Origin of the sequence: Bradyrhizobium erythrophlei (assembly GCF_900142985.1) — a bacterium.
GTDB classification, from domain to species: Bacteria; Pseudomonadota; Alphaproteobacteria; order Rhizobiales; family Xanthobacteraceae; genus Bradyrhizobium; species Bradyrhizobium erythrophlei_B.
Genome location: NZ_LT670849.1, coordinates 7,186,571 through 7,211,335 on the forward strand (window position 1 = coordinate 7,186,571; position 24,765 = coordinate 7,211,335).

20 protein-coding genes are annotated in these 24,765 nt (G+C 62.3%); 7 read left to right on the top strand and 13 right to left on the bottom strand.

The window, feature by feature from the left end; genetic code table 11:
* Positions 1 to 6: 6 nt before the first annotated feature.
* Entirely contained in the window at positions 7 to 1,041 is a 1,035-nt protein-coding gene (locus tag BUA38_RS34580; RefSeq protein WP_072825209.1) for a GGDEF domain-containing protein, read from the top strand.
* Here BUA38_RS34580 and BUA38_RS34585 read toward each other — a convergent pair.
* The 8 genes from BUA38_RS34585 to BUA38_RS34620 all read right to left on the bottom strand — a co-directional run bounded on the left by BUA38_RS34585 (position 1,038) and on the right by BUA38_RS34620 (position 8,713).
* On the bottom strand, positions 1,038 to 1,502 hold the full coding sequence (locus tag BUA38_RS34585; RefSeq protein ID WP_072825211.1) for a TfoX/Sxy family protein: 465 nt from the start codon (positions 1,500 to 1,502) through the stop codon (positions 1,038 to 1,040). The two genes, BUA38_RS34580 and BUA38_RS34585, sit on opposite strands and share 4 nt — an antisense overlap.
* A 126-nt stretch (positions 1,503 to 1,628) precedes the next feature.
* On the bottom strand, positions 1,629 to 2,030 hold the full coding sequence (locus tag BUA38_RS34590) for a HesB/IscA family protein (protein ID WP_072825213.1): 402 nt from the start codon (positions 2,028 to 2,030) through the stop codon (positions 1,629 to 1,631).
* A gap of 51 nt (positions 2,031 to 2,081) precedes the next feature.
* Positions 2,082 to 2,483, bottom strand: a complete 402-nt coding sequence (locus BUA38_RS34595; RefSeq protein ID WP_072825215.1) for an SUF system Fe-S cluster assembly protein — start codon at positions 2,481 to 2,483, stop codon at positions 2,082 to 2,084.
* Complete coding sequence (locus BUA38_RS34600; protein WP_425304996.1) at positions 2,480 to 3,721, bottom strand: cysteine desulfurase; 1,242 nt, start codon at positions 3,719 to 3,721, stop codon at positions 2,480 to 2,482. Before BUA38_RS34600 ends, BUA38_RS34595 begins: the two co-directional genes overlap by 4 nt.
* Positions 3,722 to 3,723: 2 nt before the next feature.
* Entirely contained in the window at positions 3,724 to 5,049 is a 1,326-nt protein-coding gene (gene sufD, locus BUA38_RS34605) for a Fe-S cluster assembly protein SufD (protein ID WP_072825218.1), read from the bottom strand.
* A 28-nt stretch (positions 5,050 to 5,077) separates the two neighbouring features.
* Positions 5,078 to 5,830, bottom strand: coding sequence for a Fe-S cluster assembly ATPase SufC (sufC, locus tag BUA38_RS34610; RefSeq protein WP_072825220.1), 753 nt, complete (start codon positions 5,828 to 5,830; stop codon positions 5,078 to 5,080).
* Between the two features lie 132 nt (positions 5,831 to 5,962).
* Entirely contained in the window at positions 5,963 to 7,459 is a 1,497-nt protein-coding gene (sufB, locus tag BUA38_RS34615; RefSeq protein WP_072825222.1) for a Fe-S cluster assembly protein SufB, read from the bottom strand.
* Between the two features lie 96 nt (positions 7,460 to 7,555).
* Entirely contained in the window at positions 7,556 to 8,713 is a 1,158-nt protein-coding gene (locus BUA38_RS34620) for a cysteine desulfurase family protein (protein WP_072825224.1), read from the bottom strand.
* A gap of 308 nt (positions 8,714 to 9,021) precedes the next feature.
* Here BUA38_RS34620 and BUA38_RS34625 point away from each other — a divergent pair, with 308 nt between their 5' ends.
* On the top strand, positions 9,022 to 9,669 hold the full coding sequence (locus BUA38_RS34625) for an alpha/beta hydrolase (RefSeq protein ID WP_072825226.1): 648 nt from the start codon (positions 9,022 to 9,024) through the stop codon (positions 9,667 to 9,669).
* A 70-nt stretch (positions 9,670 to 9,739) separates the two neighbouring features.
* On the top strand, positions 9,740 to 10,252 hold the full coding sequence (locus tag BUA38_RS34630; RefSeq protein ID WP_072825227.1) for a DUF1697 domain-containing protein: 513 nt from the start codon (positions 9,740 to 9,742) through the stop codon (positions 10,250 to 10,252).
* Positions 10,253 to 10,258: 6 nt separating this feature from the next.
* On the opposite strand, the gene BUA38_RS34635 is transcribed toward BUA38_RS34630, so the two are convergent.
* Complete coding sequence (locus tag BUA38_RS34635) at positions 10,259 to 10,933, bottom strand: glutathione S-transferase family protein (RefSeq protein WP_072826667.1); 675 nt, start codon at positions 10,931 to 10,933, stop codon at positions 10,259 to 10,261.
* Between the two features lie 82 nt (positions 10,934 to 11,015).
* Positions 11,016 to 12,116: an anhydro-N-acetylmuramic acid kinase gene (locus BUA38_RS34640; RefSeq protein WP_072825229.1), complete on the bottom strand. Its 1,101-nt coding sequence runs from the start codon at positions 12,114 to 12,116 to the stop codon at positions 11,016 to 11,018.
* 170 nt (positions 12,117 to 12,286) lie between these two features.
* Here BUA38_RS34640 and tyrS point away from each other — a divergent pair, with 170 nt between their 5' ends.
* Both tyrS and BUA38_RS34650 read left to right on the top strand, forming a co-directional pair.
* Complete coding sequence (gene tyrS / locus BUA38_RS34645; RefSeq protein ID WP_072825231.1) at positions 12,287 to 13,540, top strand: tyrosine--tRNA ligase; 1,254 nt, start codon at positions 12,287 to 12,289, stop codon at positions 13,538 to 13,540.
* Positions 13,541 to 13,597: 57 nt separating this feature from the next.
* Positions 13,598 to 14,845 (top strand): MFS transporter, encoded by a 1,248-nt coding sequence (locus BUA38_RS34650; RefSeq protein WP_072825233.1) that lies wholly within the window; start codon positions 13,598 to 13,600, stop codon positions 14,843 to 14,845.
* Positions 14,846 to 14,860: 15 nt separating this feature from the next.
* On the opposite strand, the gene BUA38_RS34655 is transcribed toward BUA38_RS34650, so the two are convergent.
* Positions 14,861 to 18,478 carry a DUF3971 domain-containing protein gene (locus tag BUA38_RS34655; RefSeq protein WP_072825235.1) on the bottom strand — a complete coding sequence of 1,206 codons (3,618 nt, stop codon included), beginning with the start codon at positions 18,476 to 18,478 and terminating at the stop codon, positions 14,861 to 14,863.
* A gap of 376 nt (positions 18,479 to 18,854) precedes the next feature.
* Here BUA38_RS34655 and BUA38_RS38920 point away from each other — a divergent pair, with 376 nt between their 5' ends.
* The gene (locus BUA38_RS38920; protein WP_072826668.1) at positions 18,855 to 19,553 is read left to right on the top strand and encodes a peroxiredoxin; all 699 of its coding nucleotides are present in this window, start codon (positions 18,855 to 18,857) and stop codon (positions 19,551 to 19,553) included.
* A 94-nt stretch (positions 19,554 to 19,647) separates the two neighbouring features.
* Positions 19,648 to 20,994 carry a M23 family metallopeptidase gene (locus BUA38_RS34665; RefSeq protein WP_083587887.1) on the top strand — a complete coding sequence of 449 codons (1,347 nt, stop codon included), beginning with the start codon at positions 19,648 to 19,650 and terminating at the stop codon, positions 20,992 to 20,994.
* A gap of 14 nt (positions 20,995 to 21,008) precedes the next feature.
* Here BUA38_RS34665 and prfB read toward each other — a convergent pair.
* Both prfB and BUA38_RS34675 read right to left on the bottom strand, forming a co-directional pair.
* A protein-coding gene (gene prfB / locus BUA38_RS34670) for a peptide chain release factor 2 (RefSeq protein ID WP_156898877.1) occupies positions 21,009 to 22,140 on the bottom strand; the annotation gives its coding sequence in 2 pieces (ribosomal slippage) (positions 21,009 to 22,070 and positions 22,072 to 22,140; 1,131 coding nt in all).
* 102 nt (positions 22,141 to 22,242) lie between these two features.
* Positions 22,243 to 24,741 carry a penicillin-binding protein 1A gene (locus BUA38_RS34675; RefSeq protein WP_072825241.1) on the bottom strand — a complete coding sequence of 833 codons (2,499 nt, stop codon included), beginning with the start codon at positions 24,739 to 24,741 and terminating at the stop codon, positions 22,243 to 22,245.
* Positions 24,742 to 24,765: the final 24 nt, after the last annotated feature.

Consider the following 24,765-nt stretch of genomic DNA (forward strand, 5'->3'; position numbering starts at 1 on the left):
AGAACGATGGCCTTTGCCGAATTGGCGCTGGGCCAGATCAGGTCGCTGCGGCAAACCGCAATCCCTCGCAATTACGAAATCTGGTACGTCTATGCGACGGGCTACAACCCGCAGCTCAACAAGGTCATCAACGAGACGCTGGCCCGCAACGGCAAGCTGACCGAGGCCGATCTCGAGCAGATCTACGAAACCTACCTTTCCCACATCAAGACCACCGATCGCATCGACAAGGTCGGCGCCCGCGTTATCGGCGAAATCGACGACGTGATGCTCCTGATCGACGAAGCGCTCGATATGTCGACCACATACAGCGAGAGCCTTTCCGGCGTCAGCAAAAAGCTTGCCGCGGCCATCGACCGCGACCAGCTCAAGAAAGTGGTCGATACGCTCGTCACGACGACGCGTGACATGCGCGAGACGACCAAGGCCCTGGAAGCGCGGCTGGCGCTCTCAAAGGCTGAAATCAGCAATCTTCAGCACAGCCTCGAGGCGATCAGGGCCGAAAGCCTCACCGATCCCCTGACCGGTCTCGGCAACCGCAAATATTTCGATCGGTCGCTCGAGGCTGCGGTTGCGAATGCGCTGGAAACAGGAGAACCGCTCTCGCTCCTGATGTTCGACATCGACTACTTCAAGTCGTTCAACGATTCCTATGGCCACCTCACCGGCGATCAGGTGTTGCGGCTGGTCGGGATGTCGTTGAAGCAATCGATCAAGGGACAGGACATCACCGCCCGCTACGGCGGCGAGGAATTCGCCGTGGTGCTGCCGAACACAGCGCTGCGACAGGCCCTGACGGTCGCTGATCATATCCGCCGCGCCGTGATGTCGAAGGAATTGAAGAAGAAGTCCACCGGCGAGATCCTGGGCCGCGTCACCATCTCGGTTGGTGTCTCGATGCTCAAGCCCGGCGACGATATGGATTCCCTGATCGAACGGGCCGATGCGTGCCTCTACGCCGCCAAGCGCGCCGGACGCAATCGTGTGGTCTGCGAGGCAGACCCCGAATATGCCGCGGAAACCCGCGGCCAGGTGGCCTAGGCTCTCTTCCGCCGCGCTTTCTTAGTTGCAGCAGGCTTTTTCTTTTTCGACGCCGTTTTCTTCGCCGAAGTTTTTTTGGCAACGGCCTTTGTCGCCGACGTCTTGCCCTTGGCAGCCTTCCGGCGTGGACGCTTGCTCAGTGCAGCTCGCTGCGCCGCGGCCAGGGCGGCTTTCGCCCAGCCCGTCAGCTCTTCCGAATCGTCAAACAAGCGCGCTGGCAGCTCCCAGTACGAATTGACTATGACGACCTTCCCGGACTTTCTTTGCTGATACTGAAACGGCTTCGACCCCTCCGCCTCGAATTGCGGAATGGTTGTTTCGTCGGCACGGAAATAGAGACCTGCGCGCAACGCGAGCGCAAAATTAGTACCGTCGGCGGAAATGCCGTAACCGGAGAACATCCGGCGGATGGTCACCGGACCAAAGTTCGAAAACAGATCGATCAGGAAATCGCGATCCATCGGCAAGCGTCTCGTGCCCCGGACGCGGCGCAGCGTCACGATGCGCCGCAGAGCCGGGGTCCGGTCTAAGTCTGGGTCCCGGTTCTGCGCAGCAGCTCAAGCGCCGCAGCGCGCCCGGGACAGGGATCAGCCTTCGACGTCGGCCGGCTTGAGCTGCACCGATTCACCGCAGCCGCAGGCGCCGATCTGGTTCGGATTGTTGAAGATGAACTGGGCCTGCATCCTGTCGGCCTTGTAGTCCATTTCGGTGCCGAGCAGAAACAGCACCGCCTTGGGATCGACCAGGATCTTCACGCCCTTGTCCTCGACGACTTCATCGGTCGGGCGAACCTCGTGGGCATATTCGACCGTGTAGGACTGACCGGCGCAGCCGCCGTTCTTGACGCCGACCCGCAGGCCGACGATTTCGGAATCGGCGCGCTTGGTCAGTTCCACGATGCGCGTCGCGGCCGCTTCCGTCAGCTTCATGACTTGCGGACGGGGACGCTTAGCCTTGGGCGTTGATGAGGTCGGGGTCATGTCAATCATGTGGTCAATCCCAAAGCCAATTCAATAAGGCGCTGTATCCTCGATGGGCACTCACCACATGTTGAGGACGAGACGCGCCTCATCCGACATGCGGTCCGGCGTCCAGGCCGGATCCCACACCAGGTTGACGTTGACGACGCCGACGCCGGGCACGCTCGCGACCGCATTCTCCACCATCTGCGGCAGCTCGCCCGCCGCCGGACAGTTCGGCGTGGTGAGCGTCATCATCAGATCGACGGAACGATCGTCCTTGAGCTCGACCTTGTAGATCAGGCCAAGTTCGTAGATGTCCGCCGGGATTTCCGGATCGAACACGGTCTTCAAGGCGGCCACGATGTCGCCGCTCAGCCGCTCGGTTTCCTCGGGCGGCAGAGCCGACTGGGTTTCCATGTTGGAAGTCCTGGCTTCCTGTCCCTTGGCTTCCATGTCCTTGGCTTCAACAGTGTCGGTCATGCGAACAATTCCCGCGCCTTGATCAGCGCACTCGCTAGATGGTCGACTTCCTCGCGCGTATTATACATCCCGAACGAAGCCCGGCACGTCGCGGTTACGTTGAACCGCTCTAAAAGAGGCATCACGCAATGGGTGCCGGCGCGCACCGCAATTCCCTGCCGGTCGATGACGGTGGCGACATCGTGCGGATGGGCGCCCTTCATCTCGAAGGAGATCACCGGCCCCTTGCCTTTGGCGGTGCCGATCATGCGCAACGAGTTGATTTCGCGCAAGCGCGCCTCCGCATAGGTCAGGAGGTCGTGCTCGTGCGCGGCGATGCGCTCCTTGCCGATCGAATTGACGTAGTCGATGGCGGCACCGAGCCCGATCGCCTCGACGATCGGCGGTGTGCCGGCTTCGAACTTGTGCGGCGGATCGCCATAGGTAACCCAGTCCTGCGCCACTTCGCGGATCATCTCACCGCCGCCGTTGAACGGGCGCATCGCGACGAGGTGCTCATGCTTGGCATAAAGCACGCCGATCCCGGTCGGGCCGTAGAGCTTGTGGCCGGTGAAGGCATAGAAATCGCAATCGATGTCCTGCACGTCGACCGGCAGATGCACCGCGCCCTGTGCCCCGTCGACCAAAACCTTAATGCCGCGGGCATGCGCGAGCTGAACCACGTCCTTGACCGGCACGACGGTGCCGAGCGCATTCGACATCTGGGTGATCGCCACCAGCCTGGTGCGGGGGTTAAGAAGCTTCTCGAACTCCTCAATGAGGAAATTGCCGTCATCGTCGACCGGCGCCCACTTGATCACCGCGCCATGACGCTCCCTGAGGAAATGCCAGGGCACGATATTGGAATGGTGCTCCATGATCGAGAGCACGATCTCGTCGCCCTCGCCAATGGCCGGCTCGCCGTAAGAGGACGCCACGAGGTTGATCGCCTCGGTGACATTGCGGGTGAAGATGATCTCCTCAGTCCGGGGCGCGTTGAGGAATTTTGCGACCTTCTCGCGAGCGCCTTCGTAGGCCTCCGTGGCCGCATTGGCGAGATAATGCAGACCGCGATGCACGTTGGCGTATTCTCTCTTGTAGGCTTCCGTCATGCGATCGAGCACGGCGAACGGCTTCTGCGCGGAAGCGGCATTGTCGAGATAGACGAGCGGCTTGCCATAGACCTTGGTCGCCAGCGCCGGGAAATCCTCGCGCAGGCGGGCGACGTCATAAGAGCCATTTGAGACGGCCGGGTGCATGGTCATCCCCGCATCTCCAGCCAGCGCTGCGCTATCGTGATCGCGACCTCGCGAAGTTCATCGCTGGCAATCGATTCGATCGCTTCACCGACGAAGGCCTGAATCAGCAGCGCCTGGGCCTCCTTCTCGGAGAGGCCGCGGGCCCGCAGATAGAACAGCAGGCTTTCGTCGAGCGCGCCGGTAGTGGCGCCGTGACCGCAAGTCACGTCGTCGGCAAAGATTTCCAGTTCGGGCTTGTTGTCGGCCTCGGCCTCGTCCGAGAGCAACAGCGCCCGCGTCATCATCTTGGCGTCGGTCTTCTGCGCCTTGGGCTGAACGATGATGCGGCCCTGAAACACCGAATGGGCGCGATCGTCGACCACCGCGCGGAAGATTTCGCGGCTGGCGCAATTCGGCACCGCATGATCGAGGAATAGCGTGGTGTCGGCGTGCTGCCGCTCGTTCAAGAGGTTCACGCCGTTGACGCTGGCCTCGGCGCCCTCGCCCGCGAACGTCAGGTACCCCTGATAACGGCTCAGGCCGCCGCCGCTCGTCATGTTGAAGCTGGTGAGGCGTGACTTGGCGCCGATCGTAAAGACGGCCGTGGTGATGTTGCTGGCATCGGCGCTATCGGCCATCAGCCGCACATGCTGCAAATGGGCGTCATCGCCGAGCCAGACGATGACGGCGTCGTTCGCCTGATAAGATTTGGCGCCGTCGGCCGCGACAAAGCTCTCCACGAGCGTCGCGTGCGCCGCCTGACCGAGCTTCAGGCACGAACGGGTATAGGTTGAAGCCGATGAGCGCGTTGCGACATGCACAATGTGAATCGGCTTGGCGAGTACCGCGCCGTTCGCTACCGTGACCACGGCGCCATCGGTCGCCATTGCGGCATTCAGCGCAATCATGGCGCCGGATGCCACGCCGTTTTCGAGCAGATCGGCGCGTGCGGCATTGGAATTGTCTTGCAGAATTTCGCTTAAGCTCTGCACGCGAACGCCGGCTTCCAGCGCGTCGAGATTCGAGAGCGGCGGCGCCAGGACACCATCCACCAGCACCAGGCGATGGGCGTCAACGGCCGGGAGCGAGGCCAGCGCGGCCTTGGCGCGTTCGAGCGCGCTTGCATCGGGAGCAGCCGCAAGCGGCAGCACCTCGCGCATCAAGGCGCGCAGGTCGGTATATTTCCAGTCTTCCAGCCGGCGATGCGGCAGGCCGGCCCGCGCATAGGCTTCAAACGCCTGCGCGCGCAGTTCGGCGACCTTGCGGGTGCCGGGCAACCGATCACGCGCAGCCTCGAAAATATCGTCCGGCTCCCGCATGGTCTTGGTCTTTGCCAAAGCAATGTTCATCACAAGATCCGTATTCCCGTATCCGTCGTCAGGCCGCGTCTTCGAACTGCGCGTAGCCGGACGCTTCCAGTTCCAGCGCAAGTTCCTTGCCGCCGCTTTTGACGACCTTGCCCTTCGACATCACGTGTACGAAATCGGGCACGATGTAGTTCAGAAGCCGCTGATAGTGCGTGATAACGACCATCGCCCGATCGGGCGAACGCAGCGCGTTGACGCCGTCGGCCGCAATCCGCAACGCGTCGATGTCGAGGCCGGAATCCATTTCGTCCAGGATGCACAGGCTCGGCTCGAACAGCGCCATCTGAAGAATTTCGTTGCGCTTCTTTTCGCCGCCGGAGAATCCGACATTGACGCCGCGCTTGAGCATGTCCTGCGGGATGCTGAGATTTTTGGCAACCTCGCGCACCTTTTTCAGGAATTCTGGCGCCATCAATTCGCTCTCGCCCCGCGCCTTGCGCTGGGCGTTGTAGGCCGTGCGCAGGAAATTCATGGTAATCACGCCGGGGATCTCGACCGGATACTGGAAGGCGAGAAACACGCCCTTGGCGGCACGCTCGTTCGGATCCATCTCGAGCAGGTCTTCGCCCTTGAACAGGATCTCGCCGCCGGTGACTTCATAGCCCGGCTTGCCGGCGATGACGTGCGAGAGCGTCGATTTGCCGGAGCCGTTCGGTCCCATGATGGCGTGAACCTCGCCCCGGTTCACAATGAGCGACAGCCCGTGGAGGATTTCACGATCCTCGACACGCACCTGCAAATTCCTGACTTCAAGCAGTGACATCACGTTGTTCCGTCTTTTCCATTCATCCCTCGTCCGCGGGAGCGCCGAAGGCGCGTCTCGAAGGACGTGGCCGACCATCTTTGCTCTCATCCTTCGAGACGGCCGCTCAGGCGACCTCCTCAGGATGAGGAATTACCCGACCGATCCTTCCAGCGAGATCGAGATCAGCTTCTGCGCTTCCACCGCGAATTCCATCGGCAGTTGCTGAAGCACGTCCTTGACGAAGCCGTTGACGACGAGGCCAACCGCTTCTTCCTGGCTCAGGCCGCGCTGCACGCAGTAAAACAGCACGTCCTCGGAAATCTTCGAGGTCGTCGCTTCGTGCTCGAACAGCGCCGACGAGTTCTTTGCTTCGACATAGGGCACGGTGTGCGCGCCGCATTTGTCGCCGATCAGGAGCGAGTCGCAGGCGGTGAAGTTGCGTGCGCCGGTCGCCTTGCGATGCGCCGTGACGAGGCCGCGATAGGTGTTCTGCGACACGCCAGCGGCGATGCCCTTGGAGATGATCCGGCTCGTCGTGTTCTTGCCGAGATGGATCATCTTGGTGCCGGAATCGACCTGCTGATGACCGTTCGAAATCGCGATCGAATAGAACTCGCCGCGTGAATTGTCTCCGCGCAGGATGCAGCTCGGATATTTCCAGGTGATGGCCGAGCCGGTCTCGACCTGGGTCCACGAAATCTTCGAGTGATGGCCTCGGCAGTCGCCGCGCTTGGTGACGAAGTTGTAGATGCCGCCCTTGCCCTCGGAGTTGCCGGGGTACCAGTTCTGCACCGTCGAATACTTGATCTCGGCATCGTCAAGCGTGACGAGCTCGACCACGGCGGCGTGCAACTGGTTTTCATCGCGCTGCGGCGCGGTGCAGCCCTCGAGATAGCTGACGTAAGACCCCTTGTCGGCAATGATCAGCGTGCGCTCGAACTGGCCGGTGTTGCGCTCGTTGATGCGGAAATACGTCGACAGCTCCATCGGGCAGCGCACGCCTGGCGGCACGTAGACGAACGAGCCGTCGGAGAACACCGCCGAGTTCAGCGTGGCGAAGAAATTGTCGGAGGTCGGCACCACCGTGCCGAGATACTTCTTCACGAGCTCCGGATGCTCGCGGATCGCTTCCGAAATCGGCATGAAGATCACGCCGGCCTTCTTCAGCTCTTCCTTGAAGGTGGTCGCAACCGACACCGAATCGAACACCGCATCGACCGCGATCTTGCGGCTTGGGGACGGCTGGCCACCGGGCGGCGGTTCGACGCCCTCGAGAATCGCAACTTCGCGAAGGGGAATGCCGAGCTTCTCGTAGGTCTTGAGAATTTCCGGATCGATCTCGTCGATCGACGAAAGCGTCTTCTTCGGCTTCGGCGCAGAATAGTAATAGAGGTCCTGGTAATCGATCTTGGGATAGTCGACGCGCGCCCAGGTCGGCTCGGTCATGGTCAGCCAGCGGCGATAGGCCTCCAGGCGCCATTCCAGCATCCAGGCCGGTTCGTTCTTCTTTGCAGAGATGAAGCGGACAGTATCTTCCGACAACCCCTTTGGGGCCTTCTCGGACTCGATGAGCGTCTCAAACCCATATCGATACTGGTCGACGTCGATCTGGCGAACCCGATCGACCGTCTCTTGTACGGCAGCCATTCAGTCCTCCGCTCGCGGTTTCAAGGACCGCGGTGGAACCCAATTTGGGTGGTCTCTTACGATGTTTCCGCGACGAAATCACCTGCTTAGAATGGTTCAAGCTGTGTTTCGTCGCTGATCCTTAAGTAAGGCACCGGAGAGCCTTCGCCAAGCCTCTAGGCACCGATCTATGTCGGCATCTTGCGTGGACCAGCCCATACTGAGCCGCACCGCCCCTTGCGCAATATCAGGGTCAAACCCCATGGCCTCCAGCACATGGGACGGCTGCACCTTGCCCGATGAGCAAGCCGAGCCCGATGACACCGCGATCCCGGCGAGATCGAAGCCGATGACGGCAGTTTCAGCCTTCAGGCCGGGAACCGTGAACAGAGTGGTATTTGGCAACCGTTCGGCAGAATCCGAAAATATGATGGCGTCATTCGTCTGCCGGAGGCCCTTTTCGAGACGCTCCTGCAAATCCACGAGGCGGCGGCTGCCGACCGCGATATCTGTCATGGCCGCGGTGGCGGCTGCGCCGAAGGCGGCAATGCCGACAACATTTTCGGTTCCGGCACGGCGGCTCAGTTCCTGTCCGCCGCCCCGCAACAACGGCTCAAGCCCACTCAGTCCTTCGGCGAGAACCAGCGCCCCGACGCCCTTGGGCCCACCGATCTTGTGCGCGGACAACGTCAGGAGGTCGGCGCCCAGCGCCGCCATATCCAGCGGAATTTTGCCAAATGCCTGGATCGCATCGACATGCAGAAGCCCACCCGCCGCGTGCACGATCTCCGCGGCGGCAGCCACCGGCTGGATGGCGCCGGTCTCGTTGTTGGCGAGCATGATTGACGCCAGCGCCGGCGGACGGTCGCGAAGCAATTGGCGCAAATGATCGAGATCGATGACGCCTGCCGGCGTCACACACACCGTCTCGATCTGACTTTGCGAAAACCGTCCGCCTGCGAGCACAGAAGTGTGCTCGATCGCAGATACCACGAGGCGCTCGACCGCCGCCCCCGACCCGCGCCTCAGGTTTGGCGCCAGCCCGAGCGCATTCGCTTCGGTCCCGCCCGAGGTGAAGATGACGTTCCTCGGCGCAGCCCCGATGGCTGAAGCTACCGCAGCCCGCGCGCGTTCGATCCATTTCCGCGCTTCGCGTCCCTCCGCATGAACCGACGACGCGTTGCCCGGCAGATCGAGCGCAGACGCGATGGCGCGTCGCGCTTCGTCACGAAGCGGCGTGGTCGCATTCCAGTCGAGATAGACCCGGTTCGACATCAGCGTAATATAATACCTTCACCTTCACAGGTGAGCCCTTGATGCGGTGCCTTATGGCAGTTGGCAAGCCACGCGCGCCTCCGCAATTGCCGAATGCTGCCTAACATCCTGAACACACGAGCGGATGTTGAAAACCCTTGCTTTTCGCCCCTCGCCCCATGTTAGAACGCGGCCTCCGTCACCAGCCGTCGTCGCGCACTCACGCGCTTGAGACGTCTGCTTCCGATTTTCCGTACGCAAGGTCTCGTCGGCGATAAGCGCCGGATGAAGCCAGCGACAAACCGGTCGAATTCGCCCAAGGACCGTCCATGCCCGAAGTTATTTTCACCGGCCCCGCGGGCCGTCTCGAAGGCCGCTATCACCCGGCCAAGCAGAAGAACGCGCCGATCGCGATGATCCTGCATCCACACCCGCAGTTTCACGGGACGATGAACCATCAGATCGTCTACCAGTGCTACTACGCGTTTGCCCATCGCGGCTTTTCGGTGCTGCGTTTCAACTTCCGCGGCGTCGGCCGCAGCCAAGGCTCGTTCGATCACGGCACCGGCGAGTTGTCGGACGCGGCGTCTGCGCTTGATTGGGCGCAAACGATCAATCCCGAAGCGCGCGCCTGCTGGGTTGCAGGCTTTTCGTTCGGCGCCTGGATCGGCATGCAGCTGTTGATGCGCCGGCCGGAGGTCGAAGGCTTTATCTCGATCGCGCCGCCCGCCAATCTCTACGACTTCTCGTTCCTGGCGCCCTGCCCGTCGTCGGGCCTGATCGTACATGGCGAAAAGGACGCGGTGGTGCCGCCGAAGGACGTCAACACGCTGGTCGAGAAGCTCAAGACCCAAAAAGGCATCGTGATCGATCAGCAGGTCATTCCCGGCGCCAACCACTTCTTCGACGGCAAGCTCGAGCCCTTGATGCAGTCGGTGACCGCCTATCTCGACATGCGTCTCGCCAACGTGCGCTAGCATAGCGTTTTCAAGCGAAGTGCACTGCGGTTCGCGTGAAGAAAACGCGTTCAAATAAGGAGTTCATCGCGTGGCAAGCTGGATCGCATTGCTGCGTGCGGTCAATGTCGGCGGCACCGGCAAGCTTCCGATGAGCGAGCTGAAGGCGACGTGCGAGGCGTTGGGTTTTGCCTCGGTCAAAACCTATATCGCCAGCGGCAACGTCGTTTTTCAAAGCGGCAAGTCGGAAGCTGCGATCAAGGCTGCGCTTGAGAAGCGGCTTGAGGCCTATGCCGGCAAGCCGGTCGGCGTGCTGATCCGCACCGCCTCCGAAATGGCTCAGGTCGCCGCGGAAAATCCATTTCCAAAACTGGCGCCGAACCGCACCATGGCGCTGTTTCTCGACCGCGCGCCGGCAGCCGACGCCCTCAAGGACGTTCGCGGCCAGAAGGACGAGAAGATGTACCTCGGGCGGCGCGAGATCTATATCCACTACGGCGAAGGAATGGGGACATCAAAGCTCGTCATTCCCGCCGCAAAAGCCGGCACCGCGCGCAACATGAATACGGTTGCGACGCTCGCCAAAATGGCCACCGAGCTTTAGGGAAACTCAGGCAGCGGCGCGCAGCTGAAGCTGCGATATCCACGAATTCCGCCGCTTCAGGAAATCGCGCAGCAGAGCCGGATATTCGGTGCTGGCGGCCGAGCGCACCGATGGCCGCGCGGCCAGTGACTGACGCCAGCGCGCAAGCTTCGGCTTGTGCGAAAGAATGCCGAAATCGCCGATGTCGTCGAACACATCGAAATAGCGAAACACCGGTCCGAACACCGCATCGACAAGCGAAAAACTTTCGCCATCGAACCACGGCGATGCCACGACGCGCGCCTCGAGCCGCGAAAACCGCGCCTCCAGCTGCGCCGCCTTGGCTTTGAAAGCAGCTTCATCCGCCGCCGAATAGAGGCCGGCGATATCGTTGAGCACGGCCGAACCGAATTCGATCCAGCCGCGATGATCGGCGCGCCGCAGCGGATCGGCCGGATGCAACGGCCTCAGTTGGGTTTCCTCGAGATATTCGAGAATCACCGCAGATTCGAAAATCGCGGTATCGCCGACCTGAAGCACCGGCGTACGGCCGAGCGGCGATATCGCCAGAAACCAGTCCGGCTTGTTGGCGAGGTCGACGTCAAGGCGTTCGAAGGGAACGCCCTTTTCCGTCAGCGCGATGACCGCCCGCTGCACGTAGGGGCAAAGTTTGTGGCTGATCAGTTTGAGGGGGGCGGACATCGGCCACTCCGGGATCAATGCAAGTGCATCCATTTAGATGCGATTGCATTAAACCGTCAAGGGCCCGCCCGACGCGTGCCGTTCACGGTCGCGCGACGATGCCGCCGGTCATCGGGATCGGCACGCCGGTCGTGGCGGGATAGCTCAGCGGCAGCCCTTTCAGGCCCCGCGCAGCGAGAAAGCCGAACGCCTGCGCCTCGATCGCATCCGTCGACCAGCCGAGCGCATCGGCCGATTCGACCCTCGCCGGCTGTAACTTCTCCCGAAGCATCCGCATCATGGTGTGATTGCGCGCGCCGCCTCCGGCGACGACCCAGCTCTTCGGGCGCTGTGGCAACAGCGGCACGATCTGGGCAATCGCCGACACGGTGAAGGCGGTCAGTGTCGCCGCACCATCGGTCGGAGATGCATTGCGGAGGATGCGCTTGGCGAAATCATTGCGGTCGAGCGATTTCGGCGGCGGCAGCGCAAAGAACGGATCCTTCAAGGCTTCCGCGATCCAGGCCGCATCCGCCGTGCCTTGCGCGGCCATGCGGCCATCCGTGTCGAAGCGCTGGCCGGTGGTGCGATTCATGAAGTCGTCGAGCAGCGCATTGCCGGGCCCGGTGTCGCAGGCAATCAGCGTATCGCCGTCGATATAGGTGACGTTGGCAACGCCGCCGATATTGAGCACCACAATCGGCCCCTCGCGCTCGAGCGACTGCGCCAGCGCCCGATGATAGACCGGAACCAGCGGCGCACCCTGGCCGCCGGCGGCGACGTCGGCGGCGCGGAAGTCGTGCATCACGGGAATACGGATTGCCCTCGCGAGCGCACAGGCGTCGCCGATCTGCACGGTCATCTTTTCGGCCGGACGGTGCAGCACCGTCTGGCCATGAAAACCGACAATGTCGATGTCCTCGCTGGCAATGCGATTCTGGGCCTTGAAGCTGGCGATGGCTTCGGCATGCGCCGTGGTGACGATCCGCTCGGCCTCGAGCAGGATTCCCGGCCGGGCCTCACGCGCCTCGAGGTGAACGGCTTCCGTCAGGGCCTGGAGCAACAGTCGGCGTTCGAAATCGGTATAGGGTCGATAGCCGGACGGGCCAAAGGCCTTGACCTTCTTGCCGTCGGTTTCGATCAAAGCGACATCGACCCCATCCAGGGAGGTCCCGCTCATCAGACCTATGGCCGTCAACATCATGGTATTCTAGCCTCAGCCCTGCCCCGGGGATCAGCCTGCGCGTTAACCTTGTGCCTCGCGCACACATCTTATAATGCCACAGCGCCCGCGTTCGAAGCAGCCCAACATAGTTAAGTTCCAGCAATTTGCTGCAAATACCGTAAAACAAGAATGATCAGGTTCGACGAAAGATGACCGCATTCAAGTCCGATTTCCTAAACGTACTCCAGGAACGCGGCTTCATTCACCAGGCCTCCGACTTCGAGGGCCTGGACGCGCTCGCCGCCAAAGGCGAAGCGACCGCCTATGTCGGCTACGACTGCACGGCGCCCTCGCTCCACATCGGCAACTTCCTGACCATGATGATGCTGCACTGGTTGCAGCAGAGCGGCAACAAACCGATCACCCTGATGGGCGGCGGCACCACGATGGTCGGCGACCCCTCCGGCAAGGACGAGACGCGCGCCATCCGCACCGTCGCAGAGATCGAAGCTAACAAGGCCTCGATTCGTGGCGTTTTTGCGAAGGTGCTGCGCTACGGATCGGGCGCGAGCGATGCGGTCATGCTCGACAACGCCGAATGGCTGACCAGGCTCAACTGGATCGAGATGCTGCGCGACATCGGCAAGCATTTTTCGGTCAACCGCATGCTGACCATGGACTCGGTGCGGCTGCGGCTCGAACGCGAGCAGGAGATGAGCTTCATCGAATTCAACTACATGGTCTGCCAGGCCTACGATTTCGTTGAGCTCGCACGGCGCACCGGCTGCCGCCTGCAGATGGGCGGCTCGGACCAGTGGGGTAACATCATCATGGGCGTCGATCTCGGACGCCGCATGGGTACGCCGCAACTATTCGCGCTGACGACGCCGCTGCTCACCACCGCCTCCGGCGCCAAGATGGGCAAGACGGCGCAAGGCGCGGTCTGGCTCAACGCCGACCAGTTCTCGCCTTACGACTTCTGGCAGTACTGGCGTAACACCGAAGACGCCGACGTCGTCCGGTTCCTGAAGCTGTTCACTATTCTGCCGATGAGCGAGATCGACAAACTCGCCCAGCTCAAAGGCGCGGAAATCAACGAGGCCAAGAAAGCGCTGGCAGACGCCGCTACCACGCTGCTGCATGGCGCGGAAGCAGCGCAACAGGCCGCGGATACCGCGCGGCGGACTTTCGAGGAAGGCACGATTGCGGAAAACCTTCCGACCGTGGAAATTCCGCACAGCGAACTCGAGGCCGGCATCGGCGTGCTTGCTTCGTTCGTCAAGGCCGGCCTCGTGGCCTCGAACGGCGAAGCGCGGCGTCAAATCAAGGGTGGCGGCTTGCGCGTGAACGACGTCGCGGTCACCGATGAAAAGATGCTGCTCAAGCCTTCCGAATTGACGCCGGAGGGCGTGATCAAGCTTTCCTTCGGCAGGAAACGCCACGTGCTGCTCAAGCCTGCATAAGCGCATTCCGGAAAGCGCGCTTGTGCTTCGGGATTAAAACGGGCTCCCATCCTTCCAATGGATCAAAAGACGCCACGGGAAGGAACAGCCGCCGCATCGGTCAAACCGGTGCGAACCGCGCTTGGCGTTTTGGCGATCTGCTTTGCACTTTCGGTGCTCGGGCGCGGCCTCGGCGAGAGTTTCTCGGTCTTCCTGCTGCCGATCTCGGAAAACTTCGGCTGGGATCGCGCGGACGTCGTCTCGGTCTATTCGCTGAGTGCGCTGGCGGGCGGCCTCGCCTCGCCTCTGATCGGCCGCCTGTTCGACTATTCCGGGCCGCGCAGCGTCTATTCGCTCGGGCTATTGCTGTTTGGCGGCGCATTTCTGTTCGCCGCCAATGCAGATCGGCTGTGGCAGATCCAGTTCAGCATCGGCATCTGCGTCGGCCTCGGCATTGCGCTGATTGGCAACGTGCCGAATTCGATCCTGCTCGGCCGCTGGTTTGGCCCGAAGCTGCCGACCGCGATGGCCGTGGTCTATTCGGCAACCGGCGCCGGCGTACTGGCGCTGCTGCCGGCTTCGCAGGTCCTGATCGACCACTTCGGCTGGCGCGGGGCCTATCAGATCTTCGGCACATCGGCGCTGGTGTTGCTTCTCCCGCTTCTGGTCCTGCCGTGGCGGCTGTTCTCCGAAGGTCAGCCGCACCTGACCAAAACCGCAACGACAGATATCGCCGACGAAGGCTGGACGGTCGGCCGCGCCGTTCGCCACCACGCCTTCTGGGCGCTGTTCTGGACTTTCTTTTTCACCGCGATCGGCATGTATGCGATCACGCCGCAGGTCGTTGCCTATCTAATCGAAGCCGGATTTCCGCCATTGCAGGCCGCGACCGCGTGGGGATTCTCCGGCGTCGTGCTGCTGTTCGGCATGCTGGGTGTCTCCTGGCTCGACGGCATCATCGGGCGAAGGCCGTCGGTGCTCGTGTCCTACGCCCTGTCGATCGTCGGCATTTTTCTGCTATGGCTATTGCAGTGGTATCCGAATATCTGGGTGCTGACCGGCTTTGTGGTTTGCTTCGGCAGCATGATCGGCTCCCGCGGTCCGTTGCTGACGGCGACCGCCATGAAGCTGTTCAAGGGCAAACGCGTCGGCACGATCTACGGCAGCATTTCGATCGGCAGCGGGCTCGGATCGGCATTCGGATCATGGAGCGGCGGCCTGATCCACGACTTCAGCCACAGTTATAATCCACTGATCCTCTACGCCTTGATCGCCGTCATCCTCGGCATGATTCCGTTTCTGGTGGTGCCGGCGCTGCGGCGCTGATGCCGAATCGAGAGTTCAGTTCGCCGGGAATTCGGCGCCACCGTTCTGCTTGCCGGTGTTGAAGTCCATGATCTTGCGGGTAATGCCGGGGAAGAGCGGCGAAATCGGATTAACGCGCAGCGTCGGTTTGTCCGGCGTGCCAACCACTTCATAGGTGAGGCCGAATACGCCCTCATTGCTGCCGCCGAAGAACAGTCCGACAACGGGGACATTATTGAGAAGGTTGTTCAACCCGTAGAGCGGCACAAAGGTGCCGCTCATGCGAACCTGATTGCCGGGATAGTCGATGCTGCCCTCGATCGTGCCGCCGATGCTCGGCCCCTTGAGCACGCCTTCCTTGATCGTGAGCTGCCCGTTCTGCCGCACGAATTCCGCACGCAGCCGCGTAAAGCCGATGCCGCCCGGCGCGCCCGGCGCGCCACCCGCAGCGAGCTTGTCCAGCGAGGCCTCGCCCTTGACCGTGAAGTCGCGGACGTTGAGAAGTCCCTCCTTCGCCGCCGGCTCCGATGTTGGCGGGTCCAGCGCCAGTTGAAGCTGGCCGCCGGAGACCTTGGAATAGGTATCGCTAAATTTAAGCAGCGCGCCCGCATCGTTGGTTTCGAGATAGATCACATCGCGGCCCTGTCCGCGGCGCAAGTCGGCCGTGACTGGCGTGTCGCGGCCGAGCTTGCTCGTGAAGCTGAAGCTTCTCAGCGTTCCGTTGCGGCGGGACATTTTCGTATCGACGCTGCGCAAGGTCTCGCCGCCAAAACCTGCGACCGCGCCGAGCTTCACGTCGACGTCGAAGTCAAGGGTCTTGGCCTTGATCTTTGGATCGCTCTCCCTGCCGGAAATCGCGGTCTTGAGAAAACCGCGGCCGTCAAATACATCGCCGCGCATGGTGACCTTGATCACACCGTCCGGTCCGCGATCGGCCCGCAACGAGGTCTTGTCGCCGTCGGAAGGTGAGTAGGTCGGGAAGTTCGCGTTCACGAGGTCGCCGTTCGGATCAACCTCGAGCGATCCCTTGATCGAGACGCCGCCGCCTTCGATCACGATGTCTTCGAGACGCGTCGATTGCGGCTTTTGAACCACGTTGAAAGTGGCGCGGGTCGACTTGCCCGACGTCTTGACCCAGCCGGGAAGGATATTGTCGAGCTTGAGCTGGGTGAGATCAGCATCGACGCCCAGGCGGGTATTGTCGCCGCCAATTTTGCCACTCAGCTTGACCGGGATATTGCCGGATACGGCCGGACCGAGGTCGAAGCCAAAACGGGCCCGGCTTGCCTCGTCGAGCGTGGCCTGCAACTTGATGTCGGCATCGCCGTCATTCTGTTTGCGGTAGTCGAGCGAAGCCGCCTGCCCGTTGATCTTGACGTCGCCCCTGACCTGATAGCCCTGGTTGTTGGCGACCACCTTCAGCGAATTGGCCTCCAGCTTCTGATTCATCACCAGACGATCGGCGGCAAACCCGCCGAGATCGGCGCTGACGGTGTAGCTGACGTCGGCCCGCGTAATGTCGTGCTTGATCGGCAGCGCAAGGTTGACCACCGCAGAAGCCGTTCCCTTGCTGGAGTTGGGATCGATCAGGGTTGCGGAGAAATCGCTCAGCTTGTCGGACGCCAGTATCTCCGCGGCCGCCGGCACCGGACCTTCGATGCGGAACTTCACCTTGGCCTGCACGGGTTTCGGGAAGGTGTCCGGCACTTCGAATGCGGCATCGGCTACCGTGAGCTTGCGGCCAGCCGGCGTATCGGCGGCGCCCTGGCCGACGGTGACACTGGCGGTTCGGCCGGTGATATGCGCTTTCAGATCGGCGTCCCGAATGGACGGCAGACCATCCACCGGCCGCAGCGTCACCGCATTGGCAACGATGTTGACGTTGAGGCCGTCGTCGGGAATCGGCGGCCCTTTTCGCGAGAGATTCCGAACCGGCGAATTGACCCCGATCTCGACGCGCTGAACGGCGCCGCGTTCGACCCGATCGACCACCCACTGCCGCACGTCGGCAACGACCAAAGACGGCCAGATCCGCTTGAGCGCGGATGCCGACATCGGCGTGCCCGCAAAGCCGAGCATCAGCCGGGGCTCGCCGGAATAGTCGATGGTGCCGGTGCCGGCGACGCCGATTTCGCCATTGCTGAAATCGGCCTGCGTCAGCACCACGCGTTTCTTGACGGTGTCAAACCGCACGCCGATGGCGACGCGGTTGAAGATGACCGGCGGATCGCCGTCGTTGCCGGCGAGCAGGATGGTGCCGCCCGAAAGCCCCAGCTGCCAGTCATTCACATTGCCATTGGGAGGCTCGAGATGGGCAAGCAGCGTGATCCGGTTTTCACCGGAAACGATCTTGAATGGCGCCACGAGCACCCGCTTGTTGGCGTCCCATTCGAGATTCACTTCGGCCGAATCGATCGCCATCGGAAATTCGGGCGTGTCGCTGTCGACGACCTCTCCGGCGCCGGAAGTGATCTTGCCGCGGAAATAGGTGGGAATGCCATCGCGACCGAGTTCGCCTTTGAGCTCGCCGCTCAGCGGCAGGTTGGCGCTGTAGTTCAGGTCCTTCAACCGCAGCGCCAGAAGGATGTTGGTCGTCGAGACCTTGTCGGCCTTGATATCGACCGATCGCACGCCGTTGGCAGGCGGCCCCACCGTCACGCGCAGCGACCAGCCGGGTGCGCTGTCCTCGGCAACGCTGAGCACCACGCCGCCGCTGCTTGGCCGGCGCAGACTGAGAGAGATGTTCTGGAAATTCCATTTGTTGCCGCGCTGCTGGTCATCAACGATGAGGCTGCCGTTTTTCAAGCCGATCTCGTTGAGATTTTGCCCGTCAAGACCGGTCAGGCTGAGGCTGTCGAGCCAGTCGAGGCCAGCCAGCAGTCCCGCCTGCGCGCTGTCGGCCGGCACTGCCGGTTGGTCCGGCGATGGCTGCATCTGTGCTTGGGCGGACGGACGGGGGAACGTCGGAGGAAGTCCCGCTTCTTTTTTCGAGGCAACGCCGGTGGCAAGCGGCCGCGCATTGTCGCCGGTCGATACCGTGACATAACCATCCGGCGTGATGCGCACGCTGAGTTCGGCATCGACCAGGTTCAGGCTTTCAGCCCGCAGGCGTCCCGTCAACAGCGCATAGCCTGAAAGTCTCACTTCGGCCTTTGGCGCGCTCGCAACGATCGCGTGGTCGCGATCCCGCACGATGATGTCGCGGATGCGCACGGCGATACGGATCCGCCCGGCCCGCTCGATCTGCGTGCCGCCGACCTCGACCGTGTTGCCGTGGCCGATATTGTCTTCGATCGCGGCGGCGAGCCAGGGCGTTGCCATGTCCAGATTGATCGGACCTGCGCCAAGCCGCCACCACAGGCCGCCGAAACAGCCGGCAAAGATGACGAACAGAGACACGCAGACGATGGCGATCCGCCAGAACCAGCGCCCGCCGGTGAGCCGGCGCCCTAACGACCCGACGCGATCGGTCACCAGATAAAAGCGGGAATTCGACCGCGACAGCAGCCGGCGTGCACGGCGCCGTGCCGCTTCGTCGTGCTCCCCATGCCAGTCGGCGCCGTCCCATTGCTGGGCCTGGGCGTCAACCGACGGATTGGGGTTCTGGGTCGACTTTTGTCCTACCATTGCCTCTCGTTGCCGGCGCGGATGGATGGATCTGGATGGGCAACAAAGGCTACGCCTGCCAACATTCTACCCCTCCTCTTCCCAGTGGGACCGATCCGACGTCCGCCGCCCATTTTACAACAGGCCTCAAAGCGAACTTCAAATCCCCCAAACCACTAAACCCTATATTTGCAAATAGTCCCTCGATTCCCGCTTCGAAAAGCGTCCGCGCCCCCAACATCGAGGCGGACCGAATGGCTCCGCCTGTCATCCGGCTGAAGCCACACCAGCGAGCGGGTGGCGTGTCGAAATCCTTTTGAGCATAATCGTGTAAAGACCAAATTGACCGGCCGAAAATCGACCTGATCCATCTTGCCTCAATACCTCAATGATTGATCCGCGGAAAGCGACGAAAGGAAGGCGTATGTCCAAGAAAACGCGCAAGAAATCCAGTGGTCATTCCGCCCGCAAGACGAAGTCCGCGGCATCGAAGGCATCGGCTAAACGGGGGACCTCGAAGTCGGGGCAATCGGTGGCAACCAAATCCGGCAAGAACCCAAAAGAGAGGCAAACCAAGACGTTGCCCGGCTCTTCGCCCAAATCATCAAAACCGGCTGCGTCAAAGCCTGCTGCGACAAAGGCGAATCGGAAGACACGGTCGACGCTGGCGGAAGGCGCCAAGGCGCCTTCGTTCCATTTGCCAGGGGACGGCGGTAACGCGGTCTCGCTTGCGGACTATGCCGGCCAGAAGCTTGTCGTGTTTTTCTACCCCCGTGCCGACACGCCGGGATGCACGCGGGAGGCCATCGACTTCACCCGCCTCAAGGATGCCTTCGCCGCCAGCGGGACCGCCGTCATCGGGGTATCAGGCGACACGCCCAAGGCGCAGGAGGCGTTTCGAAACAAGCATCAGCTCTCGGTTCCTCTCGCGTCGGATGAGAAACATGAGATGCTCGAGGCCTATGGCGCGTGGGGCGAAAAATCCATGTATGGCAGGACGTTCGAAGGCATCCTTCGCACCACCGTTCTGATCGGTGCGGACGGCCGAATCGTCAAAATCTGGCGCAATGTCAGGGTCGACGGGCACGCGGACGACGTGCTCGCTGCGGCCAAAGCCACCTGACGCCACATTCGCGAAAAATTAACCATGATCGGGCCACATTCGCCTCGAAATTTGCGCCGCAAGGAACCTTTCTCCGACCGGCACGGGAGTGTCGATGTCGTACCGTTCCGGTCATCAGTCCGAGTTTCGCCAGCCGCATGATTCTTCCCGGCAGCAACTCGCCCGCCAGCCGGCCAACCCATCGCCCGCCACGCACGAAGAAAACAGCTACACGCTGGTTCACGCCGGCAAGCAGGTCCGTGTTGGACCGGTGGTGTTCTGGATTGTGGTCGGCACCGTCACGGCGCTCGGAATGTGGTCGGCGGCGACCGCGACCTATTTCGCATTTCGTGACGACGTGCTGACGCGGCTGATCGCACGGCAAGCGGAAATGCAATACGCCTACGAGGACCGGATCGCGGAACTTCGCGCCAAGGTCGATCGTGCCACCAGCCGGCAGTTGCTGGATCAGGAACAGTTCGACCAGAAACTCGAACAGGTCATGCGCCGCCAGACGACACTCGAATCGCGCGCGGCTGCGATCGGCGGCATGTCAGACGTGACGGGATCGATCCGCTCGCCATCGCGCGGCGCGGCTGCTGCCGATCCCGCCCCCTCCGCCACGCCGAAACCTTCTCCGATCAGTGACACGGCCGTGTTCGTCGCGCCGCCCGACCGCGAGGCCCGGCTGGAATCGCGCGCGCCGGTTCTCAGCCTTGCGCCGGTGACGAAAGCTGCCAAGATCCAGGGCGTCGACAACGTGATCGTGCGTTTGCAGAATTCGCTCGATCAGGTCGAGCGACGTCAGCTCTCGTCCCTCACTTCGCTTGAAGACAGCCTTGAATCGCGGGCGCGACGCATGCGCGGCGTGTTCACGGATCTCGGGCTCGACGTCGGCCAGCTCGAAGCTGCAACGCCGCGCGCCGGCATGGGCGGGCCCTATGTGCCGGTGAAATTGTCCGGAGATGCCGGCGCCTTCGAACGTCAGCTTTATCGTATCAATATCAGCCGAGCCCAGGTCGATCGCCTCAACCGCACGCTGGCGCTGGTGCCGTACCGGAAGCCCGTGATCGGCGAAGTCGAATTCACTTCGGGATTTGGCGTGCGCTCCGATCCGTTCCTCGGCCGCCCTGCGATGCATACGGGTCTCGATTTCCGCGCCGCCATGGGTGACCCCGTGCGCGTAACCGCCAACGGCAAGGTCGCGTCCTCAGGATGGGCCGGCGGATACGGACGGATGGTAGAGATCGATCACGGCAACGGCTTGTCGACACGCTACGGACATCTCTCCGAGATCAACGTGAAGGTCGGCGACGTCGTCAAAATCGGTCAGGTGATCGGCGCCGTCGGCTCGACCGGCCGTTCGACCGGACCGCATCTGCACTACGAAACCCGCATCGATGGCGAGGCCGTCGATCCGCAGAAATTCCTGCGCGCCGGTGTGCGTCTGAGCGCGGGCTAACCTCTTCGCTACCGCTAGTCAACGTCCTCGACCGCGCCGGCATCCGTGCCGAAGGCGCGCTGCGCCAGGGTCGCGGCCATGAATTCGTCGAGGTCGCCGTCGAGCACGCCTGACGTGTCCGACGTCAGCACCCCGGTGCGCAGGTCCTTGACCATCTGATAGGGCTGCAACACGTAGGACCGGATTTGATGGCCCCAGCCGATGTCGGTCTTGGCGGCCTGATCGGCGGCCGCCTGTTCCTCGCGTTTCTTCAATTCGATTTCGTAAAGGCGAGCACGCAGCATGTCCCACGCCTGCGCGCGGTTCTTGTGCTGCGAACGGCCGGCCTGGCAGACCACCGCAACGCCGGTCGGAATATGCGTGAGCCGCACCGCGGATTCGGTCTTGTTGACGTGCTGGCCACCCGCGCCGCCTGAACGCATCGTATCGGTGCGCACGTCGGATTCCTTGATGTCGATCTTGATGCTGTCGTCGATGACCGGAAAGATCGCAACGCTCGAAAAAGAGGTGTGGCGCCGCGCGTTGGAATCGAACGGCGATATCCGCACCAGCCGATGCACGCCCGCTTCGGTCTTGAGCCAGCCGTAGGCGTTGTGACCCGAGATCTGGATGGTGGCCGATTTGATGCCGGCTTCTTCGCCCTGGGATTCCTCGAGATATTCGATCTTGAAGCCGTGCTTTTCGGCCCAGCGCGTGTACATCCGGAGCAGCATCTGCGCCCAGTCCTGGCTCTCGGTGCCGCCGGCGCCGGCGTGAACCTCCAGATAGGAATCGAAGCGATCGGCCTCACCGGACAACAGCGCTTCAAGCTCGCGGCGCGCGACCTCTTTCTTCAGCTCTTTCAGCGCGGCCTCGGCCTCGCCGACCACACCGGCATCGTTCTCGGCTTCGCCGAGCTCGATCATGCCGATATTGTCTTCCAGCTCTTGCTCGACCTTGCCGATGCCCGACAGCGAATCCTCCAGCGAGGTCCGCTCCTGCATCAGCTTCTGCGCCTTTTGTGGATCGTTCCAGAGATTGGGGTCTTCGGCGAGCTGGTTCAGCTCCGCCAGCCGCGCAGTGGATTTTTCGACGTCAAAGATGCCTCCTCAGCAGCCCGACTGACTGCTTGATCTCTTCGACAAGACGTTCGACTTCGGCGCGCATGACGTTCTCTGATCTCTGGCTCTGAAAGGTTCGGCTCAGCGCAAAACCTCCGCCTCAAGTAGCGGCGGAAGTCGCAAAGTGCAAGCAAGGTTAGATCAAGCTCTAATACAGGCCGCCGGTACCGGGCCGGAAGAAGTTTCGATCGGAATCGGGCGGAGGCTGCTGCGGATAGACCTGCCGGCCGTCGGCGTCGGCAACGCCGATGACGGCGTCGGGTGGTGCCGTTCCCGGCTTGAAGGCTTCCAGAATGGTCCGTCCGCCGTCGCCCGGACCGACGCGCATGCCGGATTTGGCGTCGACACGGACGAGCTTGATGCCAGCGGGAATCTTGAACGGCACCGCCGGCTTGTCGGCGAGCGCCAGCTTGAGGAAGTCGCGCGCGATCGGCGCGGCCAGATGGCCGCCGGTCGCGGCATTGCCTTTACCCAGCGGACGCGGCTTGTCGTAGCCGAGGTAGATACCGACCACGACGTCCGGCGAGAAGCCGATGAACCAGGCGTCCTTGGCCTCGTTGGTCGTACCGGTCTTGCCGGCGATCGGCTTGCCGACTTCCTTGACCGCGATCGCGGTACCGCCCTGCACCACACCCTCCAGCATCGAAGTCATCTGATAGGCGGTCATGGTGTCGAGCACCTGCTCGCGGCGGTCGATCAGCTGCGGCTCGGTCTGATTCTTCCAGCCGGTCGGCGCATCGCAGCCGCGGCATTCGCGGGCGTCGTGCTTGAAGATGGTGTGGCCGTAGCGATCCTGGATGCGGTCGATCAAGGTCGGCTTCACGCGGCGGCCGCCGTTCGCAATCATCGAATAGGCCGTGACCATGCGCATGACCGTGGTTTCGCCGGCGCCGAGCGCATAGGACAGGTAGTTCGGCAATTCGTCATAGACGCCGAAACGTCGCGCATATTCGCCGATCAGCGGCATGCCGATATCCTGCGCCAGCCGCACCGTGACGGTGTTCAGCGACAGACGCAGCGCGTTCCGCAGCGTCGTTGGACCGTTGTACTTGCCGGAGGAGAAGTTCTCCGGACGCCAGACGCCGGCCCCCTGCCCCTGGTCGATTTCGATCGGCGCGTCGACCACCTGGGTCGAGGGCGTATAACCGTTGTCGAGCGCGGCGGAATAAACGATCGGCTTGAACGACGAACCCGGCTGCCGGTAGGCCTGCGTCGCGCGGTTGAACTGGCTCTGGTCGAACGAGAAGCCGCCGACCATCGCGAGCACGCGGCCGGTCCAGGGATCCATCACGACCATCGCACCGGACACTTCGGGCAATTGCCGCAGCCGGTACTGACCTTCGACGGCATTGCCGTCCTTAAACAGCGGATCGGCATAAATGATGTCGCCCGGCGACAGCACCTGGGACATCGACGTCGGCGTACGGCCCTTCGCCGGACCCGTGGTTGGCTTCGCCCATCTGACGCCGTCCAGCGTGATGATCCCGGTCTGCCGCTCCTTGCTCACGGCGCCGCCGAGTTCACGGCCGGGCTGAAAGCCGATGCGCGCCGACTGGTCGCTGATTTCCAGAACTACCCCAAGCCGCCACGGCGAAACGTCCGACAGCGATTTCACGTCGGCGAGCTTGACGCCCCAGTCGCCGGAAATATCGAGCTTGCTGGAAGCGCCGCGCCAGCCCTGCGCCTCGTCGTAATTGACGATGCCGGCGGCCATGGTCTTGCGCGCCATCACCTGGATTTTCGGATCGAGCGTGGCGCGAACCGACAGACCGCCTTCGTAGAGCTTCTTCTCGCCGTATCGCTCGAAGATGTCGCGGCGGACTTCCTCGGCGAAATACTCGCCTGCGAACGTGTGCGCGGCGTTGGAACGATTGGTGACGATCAGCTGATCCTTGCGGGCCTTGTCGGCATCGGCCTGCTTGATCCAGCCGTTTTCGAGCAGACGATCGATCACGTAGTTGCGGCGCTCGATGGCGCGATCGCGGTTGCGCACGGGGTGCAGCGCGGCCGGCGCCTTCGGTAGCGCAGCGAGGTAAGAGGCCTCCGCGACCGTGAGTTCGTTGACCGATTTGTCGAAATAGACGAGCGAGGCCGCCGCGACGCCATAGGCGCCGAGGCCGAGATAGATTTCATTGAGATAGAGCTCGAGAATCTTGTCCTTCGAATAGGTGCGCTCGATTCGCATCGCGAGCAGTGCTTCCTTGATCTTGCGGGTGAAGGAGACCTCGTTGGTCAGCAGGAAGTTCTTGGCGACCTGTTGGGTGATCGTCGAGGCGCCCTGCGGCCTGCGGTTCGAACCGATGTTCTGCGCATACAGCACCGCTGCACGCGCCATGCCCGAAAAGTCGATGCCGCCGTGCTCGTAGAAATTCTTGTCTTCGGCGGCCAGGAACGCGTTGATGACGAGCTTCGGCACCGCCTGGATCGGCAGATAGAGCCGCCGTTCCTTGGAATACTCGCCAAGCAGCGCGCCGTCGGCGGCGTGAACGCGCGTCATCACCGGCGGCTCGTAATCCTGAAGCTGCGAATAGTCAGGCAAATCCTTGGAGAAGTGCCAGATCGCGCCAGCGACGCCAGCGACGCCCACAAGGAACACGACGGTTCCCGCGGCGAACAAGAAACCCAAGAACCGCACCAGCAAGCGCATAATGATGAATTCCGTTTAGTCCCC

Excerpts from the sequence above, each read along its gene's own strand:
- sufD (WP_072825218.1), bottom strand. The coding sequence starts at position 5,049 with ATGAACATTGCTTTGGCAAAGACCAAGACCATGCGGGAGCCGGACGAT.
- BUA38_RS34580 (WP_072825209.1), top strand. The coding sequence starts at position 7 with ATGGCCTTTGCCGAATTGGCGCTGGGCCAGATCAGGTCGCTGCGGCAA.
- tyrS (WP_072825231.1), top strand. The coding sequence starts at position 12,287 with ATGACCGCATTCAAGTCCGATTTCCTAAACGTACTCCAGGAACGCGGC.
- sufC (WP_072825220.1), bottom strand. The coding sequence starts at position 5,830 with ATGTCACTGCTTGAAGTCAGGAATTTGCAGGTGCGTGTCGAGGATCGT.
- BUA38_RS34600 (WP_425304996.1), bottom strand. The coding sequence starts at position 3,721 with ATGCACCCGGCCGTCTCAAATGGCTCTTATGACGTCGCCCGCCTGCGC.
- BUA38_RS38920 (WP_072826668.1), top strand. The coding sequence starts at position 18,855 with ATGTCCAAGAAAACGCGCAAGAAATCCAGTGGTCATTCCGCCCGCAAG.
- BUA38_RS34625 (WP_072825226.1), top strand. The coding sequence starts at position 9,022 with ATGCCCGAAGTTATTTTCACCGGCCCCGCGGGCCGTCTCGAAGGCCGC.
- BUA38_RS34595 (WP_072825215.1), bottom strand. The coding sequence starts at position 2,483 with ATGACCGACACTGTTGAAGCCAAGGACATGGAAGCCAAGGGACAGGAA.
- BUA38_RS34635 (WP_072826667.1), bottom strand. The coding sequence starts at position 10,933 with ATGTCCGCCCCCCTCAAACTGATCAGCCACAAACTTTGCCCCTACGTG.
- BUA38_RS34620 (WP_072825224.1), bottom strand. The coding sequence starts at position 8,713 with ATGTCGAACCGGGTCTATCTCGACTGGAATGCGACCACGCCGCTTCGT.
- BUA38_RS34665 (WP_083587887.1), top strand. The coding sequence starts at position 19,648 with ATGTCGTACCGTTCCGGTCATCAGTCCGAGTTTCGCCAGCCGCATGAT.
- sufB (WP_072825222.1), bottom strand. The coding sequence starts at position 7,459 with ATGGCTGCCGTACAAGAGACGGTCGATCGGGTTCGCCAGATCGACGTC.
- BUA38_RS34590 (WP_072825213.1), bottom strand. The coding sequence starts at position 2,030 with ATGATTGACATGACCCCGACCTCATCAACGCCCAAGGCTAAGCGTCCC.
- BUA38_RS34650 (WP_072825233.1), top strand. The coding sequence starts at position 13,598 with ATGGATCAAAAGACGCCACGGGAAGGAACAGCCGCCGCATCGGTCAAA.
- BUA38_RS34675 (WP_072825241.1), bottom strand. The coding sequence starts at position 24,741 with ATGCGCTTGCTGGTGCGGTTCTTGGGTTTCTTGTTCGCCGCGGGAACC.
- BUA38_RS34640 (WP_072825229.1), bottom strand. The coding sequence starts at position 12,116 with ATGATGTTGACGGCCATAGGTCTGATGAGCGGGACCTCCCTGGATGGG.
- BUA38_RS34585 (WP_072825211.1), bottom strand. The coding sequence starts at position 1,502 with ATGGATCGCGATTTCCTGATCGATCTGTTTTCGAACTTTGGTCCGGTG.